6 protein-coding genes are annotated in these 12,658 nt (G+C 77.3%); all 6 read right to left on the bottom strand.

Annotated elements, in window-relative coordinates:
- Positions 1-126 precede the first annotated feature (126 nt).
- The 6 genes from ACFVTF_RS25540 to ACFVTF_RS25515 all read right to left on the bottom strand — a co-directional run bounded on the left by ACFVTF_RS25540 (position 127) and on the right by ACFVTF_RS25515 (position 12,642).
- Positions 127-3,012: a condensation domain-containing protein gene (locus tag ACFVTF_RS25540; protein WP_387816791.1), complete on the bottom strand. Its 2,886-nt coding sequence runs from the start codon at positions 3,010-3,012 to the stop codon at positions 127-129.
- On the bottom strand, positions 3,009-4,826 hold the full coding sequence (locus ACFVTF_RS25535; protein WP_387816788.1) for an amino acid adenylation domain-containing protein: 1,818 nt from the start codon (positions 4,824-4,826) through the stop codon (positions 3,009-3,011). The genes ACFVTF_RS25540 and ACFVTF_RS25535 overlap by 4 nt, the downstream gene beginning before the upstream one ends.
- 74 nt (positions 4,827-4,900) lie before the next feature.
- Positions 4,901-6,694 (bottom strand): amino acid adenylation domain-containing protein, encoded by a 1,794-nt coding sequence (locus tag ACFVTF_RS25530; protein ID WP_387816786.1) that lies wholly within the window; start codon positions 6,692-6,694, stop codon positions 4,901-4,903.
- Positions 6,695-6,741: 47 nt separating this feature from the next.
- On the bottom strand, positions 6,742-7,917 hold the full coding sequence (locus ACFVTF_RS25525) for an acyl-CoA dehydrogenase family protein (protein ID WP_371522428.1): 1,176 nt from the start codon (positions 7,915-7,917) through the stop codon (positions 6,742-6,744).
- Positions 7,914-11,024, bottom strand: coding sequence for an amino acid adenylation domain-containing protein (locus tag ACFVTF_RS25520; RefSeq protein ID WP_387816784.1), 3,111 nt, complete (start codon positions 11,022-11,024; stop codon positions 7,914-7,916). Before ACFVTF_RS25520 ends, ACFVTF_RS25525 begins: the two co-directional genes overlap by 4 nt.
- Positions 11,025-11,367: 343 nt before the next feature.
- Positions 11,368-12,642, bottom strand: a complete 1,275-nt coding sequence (locus ACFVTF_RS25515; protein WP_387816782.1) for a non-ribosomal peptide synthetase — start codon at positions 12,640-12,642, stop codon at positions 11,368-11,370.
- Between the last annotated feature and the right edge of the window lie 16 nt (positions 12,643-12,658).

Raw genomic sequence — 12,658 nt, 5'->3', positions numbered from 1 at the left:
TTTTTTTTTTTATAACTCCCCGCGGTTTTGGTGTTCGCGCCGGGTTCATATTCCGCCGGGGGCGCCCCCCCCCCCGGCGGGGGGGGCCGCCCCGCGGCCGCCCCCCACGACGCGGAGCGGTGCAGGTCAGCCGACCATCGCCGCCAGGACGGTACGCCAGTCCTCGCCCGGCTCGGGGCTCAGCGGGGCGGCGAGGGTCTCCGCGCGGTAGTGCCAGGGGCGGCGGAGTTCGGGATCGGCGTCGGGGCGCAGGTCCAGCGGGCTGCCGGAGTCGAGCAGGCGTACGAGCTCGCCGGTGAAGTCCGCCCAGGAGACGTGCCCGTTGACGGCGTTGACGATCCGGCCGGCCGCCGGGTTGCCGTCCGCGACGCAGGCGGCGAGCGCGCGGGCCAGCGCGGCGGAGTGCACCCAGGCGGCGCCGTACCAGGTGGAGCGGTCGCCGGGGGCGGGGGCGGGCAGGGCGATCGGGCGGCCGGCCAGGGCGGCCTGGTAGAGGTCGCCGGTGGAGCCCCAGCGGAGCTGGTCGCGCAGGCGCTGGTGCGGGCCCCAGACGATCGGGGCGCGGACCACGGTGGCCGGGCCCCGGCCGGTGGCGGCCGCCTCGAACAGGATGCGCTCGCAGTCCAGCTTGGCCTGTCCGTAGGGGCTGACCGGGTCGCCGGTCGGGCCGCCCTCGGGGATGTCGGTGCCGGACGGGCGGCCGTAGGCGTCGATGCTGCTGACGAAGACGAACGGGCCGCCGCGCCAGCCCTCGACCAGGGCGCGCATCGCGGCGAGGTCGACGGCGTGCTCGGTGAAGGTGCAGGCGGCGTGGATGACGGCGTCGACGCCCTCGACCGCGCGGCGCAGGCTGTCGAGGTCGGCGAGGTCGCCCTCGGCCAGCTCGGCGCCGTGCAGGGCGGGCAGGTGGGCGGACTCCGGCCGGACCAGGGCCCGGACCGGGCGGCCCTGGGCCATCAGTTCCTGGAGGACGGCCGCGCCGACACCGCCGGTGGCGCCGGTGAGCAGCACGGTGCCCGCGCGGGTGCGGCTGCCCGGGCGGGAGCCGGTGCGGGCGGGGGCGGCGCGGCGCTCGTCCTCGCGGGTGGCGAGCAGGGCGGCGAGGGCGCGCGGGGTGCGCTGTTCCAGCACGTCCAGGCCGGTGAGCGGCAGGCCGGTGCGGGTGCGCAGGCGTTCGGCGAGCTGGACGGCGACCAGGGAGTGGCCGCCGAGGGCGAAGAAGTCGCCGTCGGCGGGCGGGGTGGTGCCGAGCAGTTCGCCGAAGGCCGTCCGGACGGTGTCGAGCGGGCCGGAGCGCTCGGGGGCGGTCGGGGCCGCGCCGGGCAGCCGGCCGCGGTCCGGGGTTCCGTCGGCCTGCCGGGGCAGCCGGTCCAGCAGGGTGACGGCGGCCGGCAGGTCGCCGGGGGCGAGGTGGCGGCGCAGGGTGGCGCGCAGTTCGACGCCGGTCGGGGCGACCGGGCCGCGCACCACGGCGTAGGCGAGCGGCGGGCCGTCGGCGGTCTCGACGACGGCCGCCTCGACCACCCGGGGGTCGGCCGACAGCGCGGCGAGCGCCGGGTGCTGGGCGGTGGCCAGGCGGGTGCCGGGGAGCGCGGAGAGGGGCTGGTCGGGGTCGGTGGCGACGGCGGCGAGCAGGTCCGCGAAGGCGGTGAGCAGGTGCTCGGCGGTGGTCTCGTCGAGGGCGTCCCGGTCGTGCTGGACCAGGCAGCGGGGCTGCGGGCCGTCCTCGACCAGCAGGGCGAGGCCGAACTTGGCCAGGCCCAGGTCGAGTTCGACGTCCTCGGCGGTGAGGCCGGGCAGCGTGAGCGGCTCGGCGGGGTGGACGAGGTCGCAGCTGACGGAGAGCAGCGGGGTGCCGTCGGCGCCGCGGGCCGCCGCGCCGAGCCGCTCGACGATCAGGTCGAACGGGATCTCGTGGTGCTGCTGCGCGTCCAGCAGCGCGGTCCGGGTCCGTCCGAGCACCTCGGTGAAGGTGGGATCGCCGGCCAGGTCGGTGCGCACCGCGAGGGTGTTGACGCCGAGGCCGACGGTGCGGCGCAGTTCGGGCCGCAAGCGCTGGCCGCTGGCGCAGCCGAGGGTGAGGTCGGCCTGGTCGGCGGCGGTGCGCAGGGTGGCGAAGGCGGCGGCCAGGACGACGGCGAACAGGGTGGCGCCGTGCCGGGCGCCGAGCCGGCGCAGGCCCTCCACGGTGGCGGGGGCGAGCGGGGCGGTGTGCAGGGTGGCCCGGCGCTCGCGCGCCCCGGGCGGGGTGGGCCGCAGCAGCGGCAGCGGGCGGGCGCCGGCCAGGTGTCGGGCGCGGGCGTCGGCGGCGCTGGTGAGTTCGGCGTCGCGGGTGCGCTCCTCGCGGGCGTACTCGGCGTACGACGGTCCGGGCGGCGGGAGTTGGGGCGCCACGCCGTCGCGGGCGGCGGCGTAGAGGGCGGCCAGGTCGGCGGCGAGGACGGGCAGCGAGCCGCCGTCGACGGCGATGTGGTGGATGTTCAGGAGCAGGGTGTGGTCCTGCGGGCCGTGCTTCAGCAGCAGGGCGCGCAGGACCGGGCCGGTGGCGAGGTCGAAGGGGCGGGCGGCCTCGGCGGCGAGCAGGGCGGGGGCGTTGTTCCCGGCGCCGTTCTCCCAGGTGGCGTCCACCGTGCGCAGCGGCACCGGGGTGACCGGGTCGGTCTGCTGGTGGGGCTGGTCGCCCTCGCGGCCGTAGCGGGTGCGCAGGACGGCGTGGCGCTCGGTGAGGCCGGTGAGGGCGGTGGCGAGGGCGGCGGGGTCGAGCGGTCCGCGCAGGCGGGTGGCGAGCGGGACGTTGTAGAGGGCGCCGCCCTGGCCGAGGTGGTCCATCAGCCACATCCGCTGCTGGGCGTGCGAGAGCGGGGCGGGGCCGGCCGGACCGTCGCCCTGGCCGGTCGGCGCGCTCTGCCCGGCCGCGGGGCGCCCGCCCGCGGCGGGGCGGTTGCGGCGGGCGCGGCGCAGCAGGTCGGCCTGGTCGGCGGTCTGGTCGACGGCCGGGTGCTCGGCGGTCATCGGGTGGCTCCTTGCGGGGTGTCGTCGTGCGCGGCGCGCAGGGCTCGTTCGAGCAGGTCGGCCTGGCCGGCGACGGTGGGGTGGCCGAGGAAGTCGGCGAGCGAGAGCTCGACGCCGAGGTCCTCGCGGAGGTCGTCGACGACCCACATGGCGAGCAGCGAGTGGCCGCCCTCGGCGAGGAAGTCGGCGGCCGGGTCGGTGATCGGGCGTTCCAGGGCGCGGGTCCAGGCGGTGGCGACGGCCTGCTGGATCGGGGTGAGGGCGGCGGCGGTGCCGGGTCCGTCGGCGGTCGTCTCGTCGGCGGCGGCGAGGGCGCGGCGGTCGATCTTGCCGGTGCTGGTCAGCGGCAGGGCGGCGAGCACGGTCCAGGTGGTGGGGACCAGGTGGGCAGGCAGCCGGTCGGCGAGCCGCGCGCGGAGGGTCTCGACGGCCGGTCGGCTGCCGTCGGCGAGGACCAGGCAGGCGGTGAGCGCGGCGTCGGTGTGGCCGGGCCGGCGGACCACGACGGCCGCCTCGGCGACCTCGGGGAACTGCAGCAGCGCGTGCTCGACCTCGCCGGGTTCGATCCGGAAGCCGCGGACCTTCACCTGGTCGTCGGTGCGGCCGTGGAACTCCAGTGCGCCGTCGGGGCGTTGGCGGACGAGGTCGCCGCTGCGGTAGGCGCGGCCGGTGCCGGGCAGGTCGCGGAAGCGCTCGGCGGTCAGCTCCGGCCGGTCCAGGTAGCCCTGGGCGAGCCGGCCGCCGGCGATCCACAGTTCGCCGACAGTGCCGGGCGGCACCGGTGCGAGCTCCTGGTCGAGGACGAGGGTGCGGGCGCCACCGAAGGGCCGGCCGATCGGGACGGGGCCGGCGGTGCAGTCGGCCGGGGTGATCCGGTGCAGGGTGGTGAAGGTGGTGGCCTCGGTCGGCCCGTAGACGTTGAAGAGTTCGAGCCAGGGGAAGGCGCGCAGCACCGCCCCCGCGTACTCGGGCGACAGGGCTTCGCCGCCGACGGCCAGGGTGCGCAGCACGCCGAAGATCCGGGACTGCCGGGCGGCCAGGTGGTGGAACAGGGCGGTGGTGATGAACACGGTGGTGACGCCGAACCGCTCGATGTCGCGGACGAGTTCCTCGGCGGTGGGCCGGTCGGACGGCGAGACGGCGACGGCGGCGCCGCGCGCCAGCGGGGCCCACAGTTCGAAGGTGGAGGCGTCGAAGCTGATCGTGGAGTGGAACAGGACCCGGTCGCGGGGGCCGAGGGTGAACGCGTCCTGGGCGGTGACCAGGTCGGCGACGGCGCTGTGCGGGACGATGACGCCCTTGGGCCGGCCGGTGGAGCCCGAGGTGTAGAAGAGCAGGGCGGGCGCGGCCGGGTCGGCGGCGTCGGGGGCGGCCGCACCGGTGGCGTCGGGGCCGTGCCCGGCCGGGGCGGCGGGCTCGGCCAGGACGAGGGTCGAGGTCAGCGCGAGGGTCTGCTCCTCGGCGAGTCCGGCCTCGGCGAGCAGCGTCTTGTCGCCGAGGACGAGCCGGACTCCGGCGTCCCCGGTCATCTCGGCGATGCGCTGGCGCGGGTAGGCCGGGTCGAGCGGGACGACGTGGGCGCCGGTCCGCCAGATCGCGAGCTGGGCGACGACCAGGCGGGTGGAACGGGCGCAGAGCAGGCCGACCGCGCTGCCGGGGCCGATCCCCCGGGCGGTCAGGGTCGCGGCCAGCCGGCCTGCGGAGTCGAGGAGTTGACGGTAGGTCAGAACGGTGGAGCCGTCGGTCACGGCGAGGGCGTCGGGGCGCTCCTGGGCGTGCCGGGCGATCAGGTCCGGGAGGGTCGCGGTGGGCATGGTGGGTCCCTTCCGGGCGCCCCGGCCGCGAACGGCCGGGGCGCCCTGCGCAGGTCGTACGGGCGGGCGGGCGGTCAGACGGCGGCGGCGGCGGTCGGCTGCCGCTCCGCCACCAGCCGGGCGACGGCCCGCAGGTCGGGCTGGCGCAGCACCAGGGGCGCGCGCAGCCGCACCCCGCACTCCTCCTCCAGGGCCTCCAGCAGCCGTGCGGCGGCGAGCGAGTTGCCGCCCGAGGCGAGGAAGTTGTCGCCGGGCCCGAGGTCCGCGCGGCCGAGCAGGTCGCGGCACAGGCGCAGCACGGTGCGCTCGGTGGGCGTGGCGCCCTCCTCCGCCGCGACCGGCTCGTCCGCCGTCGGGGCGAGCAGCAGGGCGGCACGGTCGACCTTGCCGTTGGCGTCCAGCGGGAAGGTGTCGACCAGGCGGACGGCCGAGGGGACGGCCTGCTCGGGCAGCCACGGCCGGACGGCGGCCAGCAGCTCGTCGGCGTCGGCCGCCGAGGACCCCTCGGCGGTCTGGACGAAGGCGAGCAGCCGGACGCCGCCGGTGGGCGCCGGGGCGGGGGCCACCACGGCCCGGCGCACCCGCGGGTCGCGCTCGAACGCGGCCTCGACCTCGGCGGGTTCGACCCGGACGCCGCTGACCTTGACCTGGTCGTCGAGCCGGCCGTGGAACTCCAGCACGCCGTCGGCGCGCATCACCACCCGGTCGCCGCTGCGGTAGACCCGGTCGATGCCGTCCACGCCGGGCGGCACGCCGACGAAGCGGCGGGCGGTCAGCTCGGGGTCGAGGTAGCCGGCGGCCAGGCCCCGGCCGCCGATGCGCAGTTCGCCGGCCTGGCCGCGCGGCACCGGCCGGCCCTCCTCGTCGGTGACCAGGACGACCGCGCCCGGGACGGGCAGCCCGATCGGCGGTGCGCCGGCGCCGTGGTCGAGGCCGGGCGCCATGGTGTGCACGGTGGTGGTGACGGTGGCCTCGGCGGGGCCGTAGGCGTTGTGGACGGCCGCGGTGACGTCCGGGCCGGGGGCGCGGCGCAGCCGGTCGCCGCCGATGGTGAGGTGGCGCAGTGCCAGCCCGTCCGGCCACGCGCGCGCCAGGATCGGTTCGGCGAGCGGGGTGGGCAGGATGCTGACGGTGACGCCGGCCTCGCGCCACCAGTCGGTGAGCGCGCCCGGGTCCCAGCGGACGGCCTCGGGGGCGAGGGTGAGCGCGGCGCCGGAGGTGAGGGTGGCCCACAGTTCCAGGACGTGCGGGTCGAAGGACACGCCGATCAGCAGGCTGTGCCGCTCGCCGGGGCCGAGGCCGGTCAGCTCGCGGTACCAGTGCAGCAGCGCGCCGAGGGCGGGTTCGCCGACGGCGACGGCCTTGGGGGTGCCGGTCGAGCCGGAGGTGAGCACCGCGTAGTGGGTGCCGGCGGGCACGTGGACCTGCTCGCCGGGGACGAACGCGGCGACCACGTCGCCGGTCGATTCCAGGTCGAGCGCCAACTGCTCGCCGCCCTGGGGAAGTCGGGCCGGGTCGCCGACCAGGCAGGCGGGCCGCAGCTGCTCGGCGACGGCCTGGAGCCGGCGCTCGCCGGGGCGCGGGCCGAGCGGCAGGTGGACGGCGCCGAGCTTGGCGGTGGCGAGGGTGACGGCGGCCAGGGCGGCGGAGTGGCCGAGGCAGACGCCGACCAGGTCGCCGGGGCGGATCCGGTCGCGCAGCGCCGCGGCCACCGTGTCGGCGAGGCGGTCGAGTTCGGCGTAGCTGTAGGTGCGGGCGCCGTCGATCAGGGCGGGCGCGTCCGGGGTCCGGTGCACCCAGGTGGCGAACAGGTCGAGGACCGCGCCGTCCTGGTGCGGGCGGCCGTATTCGATGCTCAGGGTTTCCATCATCGTCTCCAGGTGGTTCAGGCCGTTGACAGGCCGTTGACGGACTGTCAGTTCAGGCCCATGGAGCGGGCGATGATCACCTTCTGGACCTCGGAGGTCCCCTCGATGATCGTGGTCATCCGCACGTAGCGGTACAGGAACTCCAGCGGGTGGCCGCGCACCCAGCCGGTGGCGCCGTGCACCTGGAGCGAGCGGTCCACCGCGCGCACGGCGGTCTCGGAGGCGGTGAGCTTGGCGAGCGCCGCGTTCTCCGGCGCCTCGGTGCCGTCGTCGACCAGCCGGGCGCAGGCGAGGGTGAGCAGCTTGGAGCACTCCACCTCGGCCCGGGTGGCCACCAGGTGTTCCTGGACGTGCTGGTACTCGCCGATCACCTTGCCGAAGGCGCGCCGCTCGCGGGCGTACTCGACGCCCATGCGCAGCGCGTACTCGGCGATGCCGTTGCACATCGCGGCGACGACCAGGCGGCCCCGGGAGAGGCTGTCCATGGCGAGGGCGGTGGCCGCGCCGACGCCCTCCTCGCCGCCGATCACGGCGTCGGTGGAGACGGTGACCTGGTCGAGCAGCAGCTCGAACAGCGGCTCGCCGGACATGCCCTCGTAGCGCTGACCGATCCGCAGACCGGGCTGGTCGATCGGGAGGACGAAGGCGGTGGCGCCGGCGGTGGGCCCGGCGCCCTCACCCAGGTCGGTGGCGGTGACGACGAGCACCAGGCCGGCCCGGTCGGCGTTGCTGACGAAGGTCTTGCGGCCGTTCAGCACCCAGCCGTCGGCGGTGCGCACGGCGGTGGTGGTGAGGCGGAACGCGTCGGAGCCGGCGTGCGGCTCGGTGAGGGCGAGGCAGCGGGTCTGCTCGCCGCGCACCAGCGGCACGAGGTGCTGCTCGATCTGCTCGGGGGTGCCGTGCCGCAGCAGCGGGCTGGGGCCGTCGGAGCCGGCCAGGGCGTACGGCGCGAGCGGGCAGCCGCTGCGCCCGGCCGCGTGGTGCAGCAGGACGACGGCGGTGAACGGCATGTCGGCGCCGCCGAGTTCCTCGGGGTAGTCGCCGGCGTAGAAGCCGAGCGCGGCGGAGCGCTTGCGGACGTAGGCGCGCAGTTCGGCGGGCACCTCGTCGGCGGTCTCGGGCAGTTCGGCGGCCAGCGGGACGAGCTCGCGGCGGACGAAGCTCTCGAACGCGTCGACGAGTTCGCGGTGGCCGTCTTCGAGGACGGCGGAGGGGGCGGTCATGCGCGGTCTGCCTTTCCGGGGTGCTGGCCGGTGAGGGCGCTGGCCTGGTCGGCCAGGACGGCGTGGCGGAACAGGGTGCGCAGCGGCGGGCGGCTGCCGAGGTGCGGCTCCAGCCAGGCGGCGAGCTGGGCGGCGAGCAGCGAGTGGCCGCCGACCTCGAAGAAGTGGGAGTCTGCGGTGAAGCGGTCGTGGCCGAGCACCTCGCGCCAGGCGGCGGCGATCAGTTCCTGGCCGGGGTCGGCGAAGGCGCTCTCGGCGGCCGGGGCTGCCTCCTGGGCGGGGGCCTCGTCGGCGAGCCGGGCGAGGGCGGCGCGGTCGGGCTTGCCGCCGGGCAGGGTGGGCATCGTCTCGACGGCCGTCCAGATGGCGGGGACGAGCCCGCCGGGCAGCCGCTGGGCGAGCGCCGCGTGCAGGGCGGCCTGGTCGGGGCGGTCGGCGCCCTCCAGGAAGCCGATCAGGCGCGGGCCGGCCTGCGGGTCGGTGTGCAGCACCACCGCGCAGGAGCGGCCGCCGAGTTCGGCGGAGGCCGCGGCCTCGATCTCCTCCAGTTCGATCCGGTGGCCGCGGAGCTTGACCTGGTTGTCGGCGCGGCCGAGGAAGCTCAGCCGGCCGCGCAGGTCGCGGTAGCCGCGGTCGCCGGTGCGGTAGACGCGCTCGCCGCCGAGGGCGGGCACGGTGACGAAGCGGGCCGCGGTCGGCTCCGGCAGGCCGAGGTAGCCGTCGGCCAACAGGGCTCCGCTGACGGCGAGTTCGCCGACGCAGCCGGCCGGGAGCGGGCGCAGCGCCTCGTCCAGGACGTGCACGCGCACGCCGTCGAGTTCGGCGCCGAGCGGGATCTCGCCGTCCTCGGCCACGTCGGCGGCGGTGACCTCGTACACGGTGGAGGTGACGGTGGCCTCGGTGACGCCGTAGGCGTTCAGCACGGTGGTGGCCTCGGTCAGGCCGGCCAGCGCGCGGGCGGGCAGGCGCTCGCCGCCGAGGACGAGCAGCCGGGGCGCCCAGCGGCCGTCGCGCAGCGCCTCGCGCAGGTCCTCGCGGACGGCGAGCAGGTAGCTGGTCGGCAGGTTGGCGACGGTGACGCCGCGGGCGGCGAGCACGGCGACGAGCTCGGGCCCGGTGGGCACCTCGCGCTGCGGCACGACCAGGGCGGCGCCGGCGGCGAGCGCGGGCAGCACCTCCTCCAGCGCCACGTCGAAGGACGGGCGGGCGAACAGCAGCACCCGGTCGGCGGGGGTCAGTTCGTAGCGGGCGGCGATCGCGGCGACGTACCCGGCGAGCGCGTCGCGGCCGACCAGGACGGGCTTGGGCACGCCGGTGGAGCCGGAGGTGTGGATCAGGTAGGCGGCGCCGTCCAGCACGGCGGCGGGCTCGGCCTTGGGGAAGGCCGGGCCGTCCAGCAGCGCGGGGGTGACGCCTTCGGCGGGCAGGGCGAGCGCGCTCTGCCGGGTGGCCAGCACCAGGGCCGGGGCCAGCCGGTCCAGCAGCAGGCCGAGCCGGGCGGCCGGGTCCTCGGCGGACAGCGGCGCGTACACGGCGCCGTAGCGCAGGCAGGCGAGCAGGGCGACGACGCTGTCCACGCCGCGCGGCAGCACGGCGGCGACCGGCTGGCCGGGGGTGACGCCGGCGGCGCGCAGGCGTTCGGCCAGCTGGGTGACGCGGCGGTCGAGCTCGCCGTAGCTGAGGCGCTCGGTGCCGGCGATCATCGCGATGGCCGTGGGGTCGTGGGCGGCGGCCGGGTCGAGACCGGCCCGGGCGACGGCGGTGGCGGGTTCGGCGGCCGGGGCCGGGTCGAGCGCGGCGAGCGTGGCCTCGGGCCGGTCGAGGTAGCAGCGCAGCAGCTGGAGCAGGCGGTCGGCCAGCAGGGTGGCCTCGGCCTCGCCGAAGAGGTCGGCGTCGTAGTCCCAGACGAGGGTCATCCCGGCGCCGCCGTGCTTCTCGCCGACGACGCGGCGGTCGTCGGGCAGCAGCACCAGGTCGAGGTCGAAGCGGGTGGTGCCGGTGTTGAAGCCCTCGTACAGCGAGACTTCGAGACCGGGCGCCTGGACGTCCGGCAGCGCGGCGTCGTGCGCGCTGAACATCACGTTGAACAGCGGGTTGTCGGCGCCACCGGTGTGCAGGCCGAGCCGGCGGGTGAGCTCCTGGACCGGCAGGTCCTGGTACGGCAGCGCGCGCAGCAGGACGTCGGTCACCTCGTCGACGGCCTCGGTGCCGGGGGCGGCCGGGTCCAGCCGCAGGTGCAGCGGCACGGTGTTCACGAACATGCCGACGGTGCCCTCGAAGCCCTCCGGGCGGTTGCCGACGGCGGTGCCGACGACGAGTTCGCGGTGCCCGGAGTGCCGGCGCAGCAGTTCGGCGAAGAGCGTGAGCAGGGTGCTGAACGGGGTGTGCCCGTCCGCCTTGCTGCGGGTGCGCAGCCGCTCGGCGAGGTCGGCGCCGATCGCCTGGCGCATCTGGCCGCCGCGGTGGCGGCGCACCGCGCCGGGGTTGGCCAGCCCGGGCAGGGTGACCTCGCGCGGGGCGTCGGCCAGCTCCCGCAGCCAGAAGGCGAGCGCGCGCTCGCGGGCGTCCGGGTCGACGGCCGTGCGGGCGTGCTGCTCGTACGAGGGCGCCTCGGGCAGCTGGTAGGGCTCGCCGAGGACGTGGGCGCGGTAGACGGTGAACAGGTCGCGCAGCAGGATCGCGAAGGAGTGGCCGTCGTGGACGAGGTGGTGCTCGACGTGGATCAGCCGGTGGTGGTCCGTGCCGAGGCGCACCAGGTGCCAGCGCAGCACCGGCGCCTTCTCGGTGTCCACCGGCTCCGCGGCCTCGGCGGCCAGCAGCTCGCGGAAGGCGGCGTCCGGGTCGGCCTCGGCGGCGAAGTCGCTGCGGCGCAGCGTCGGTTCGCAGTGCTCGGCGACCCGCTGGCCGGGCAGGCCCTCCGGGCGGGCGACCAGTTCCAGGCGCAGGCCCGGGTGGTGGGCGAGGACGGCGGCCAGTCCGGCGTGCAGCGCGTCCTCGTCGAGGGTGCCCCAGAGGTCGAGCACGGCGGTGAAGTTGTACGCACGACTGCCGGGCAGCATCTGCTCGTGCAGCCAGACGATCTCCTGCGAGGAGGAGAGCGCAAACATCGGTGACTCCCTTGTGTGGTGGGCGTGTTGGCCCTGTGGCGGCGGGGCGGGCGTGGATGGCCCGGCCCTGGTTCCGGGCACGCCGGGGTGGTGGCGCGGCCCGGCGGTCGGTATGGGGGCTCGGTGGCGGCTTCGGTCCGGGGCGGATCAGGCGTCCGGAGCGGGCGTCCTGATGCGGACGTCCGGTGCAGGTCCGGTACGGCTTCGGGTCGGGTCCGGGGCGGCTTCGGGGCGGCTTCGGGTCGGGTAAGGATCAGGCGTCCGGAGCGAGCGTCCGGAGCGGGCGTGCGGATCAGGCGTCCGACGCGGGGTCAGGCCGGGGGCGGGGTCGGGCCGGGGCGGGTCAGGCCGCCCGCAGGTGACGGCGCAGCGTGGCGAGCAGGTCGTCGAAGGCGGCGGTCGCGGCGTCCTCGGGGAAGCGTTCGCGGTCCCAGGCGAGGCGCACCAGCAGGTCGTCGCCGTGCGAGGCGGCGACCGCGAACGGCGCGGCGAGCGGCCGCCCGGCCAGGTGGGTCTCCCGGCCGGGCACGCCGCCGAACACCAGCGGCGGGCGGCGGTGCAGGTCCTCCAGGGTGAGCATGCCGTCCAGGGCGCCCGTCCACGGGGCGCCGGCGGTGCGGGCGGCCCGGACCACCTCATCGAACGGGGTGTCGGCGTGGTCGAGGTCGTCCCACCAGGCGTCGGCGAGGTCCTCCAGGGCGGCGGACCCGCCGGGCACGGCGGGGTGCACCAGGGTGTTGAGGAAGCAGCCGAGCGCGGCGGGCGCGCCGGGCGGGCGGCCGCCCCACGGGTAGCCGAGGGCGAGCTGCCCGTCGGTCCGGTGCAGCCGGTGGGCGGCGGCCGCGGTGGCGTCCAGCAGCGCGGGGAAGATGGCGGTGCGGGCGGCCCCCTCGGCGGCGGGCAGCCGGTGGCTGAGCATGCCGGTGGAGCCGGCCGCTCCCCCGCCCGTCCCGGTGACGCCGCCGAGCCGGCGGCCCCAGTGGGCCTGGGCGGCGGGGCCGCCGGCGGCGTCCTCGGCGGCCAGTTGCCGTTCGACGGCCTCCCGGTAGGCCGCCAGGGCGTCCTGGTCGGGGGCGGCGACGGCCTCCTGGGGGTGGTCGTCCCGGGCGTAGGCGTCGGTGAGGTCGGCGGTCAGGATGCCGAGCGACTGCTCGTCGCAGGCGGCGTGGTCCACCGCGAGGGCGAACAGTTCCTCCTCGGCGTCCGGCTCCCGGGCCACCAGCAGGCGCAGCGCGGGCCCGTCGGCGGGCCAGTCCAGCAGGGCCTCGCGCAGGGCGGAGCGGGCGGTGCCGCCGGGCGGGACGGCGATCCGGGCGGCCTCGGCCGAGGGGGCGCCGACCCGCAGGACGGGCGTGCCGCGCACCGTCCCGAAGCCGCCGCACAGCGCCGGGTGCCGAGCCGCGGTGGCGGTGGCGGCGCGGGCCAGCCGGGGCAGGTCGAGGGTGCCGCCCGGGTAGGCGTGGAACAGCGGGACGACGTCGGGCCGGCCCTGCGGCGCGAGCCTGCGGGTGATCAGGAAGCGCCGCTGGGCGCCGGTGAGCGGGAGCAGGTCCATCGGGGAGTCGGCGGCGGCGGAACGGTACCGGGCGAGGTAGGCGGCGGTGATGCTGGCGTGCACGGAACGGTCTCCGGTT

The organism is Kitasatospora sp. NPDC057940 (assembly GCF_042887425.1).
In the GTDB taxonomy this organism is placed as follows: Bacteria; Actinomycetota; Actinomycetes; order Streptomycetales; family Streptomycetaceae; genus Kitasatospora.
Note: the sequence above shows the minus strand (reverse complement) of the source record. Positions and strands in the feature narration are given on the sequence as shown.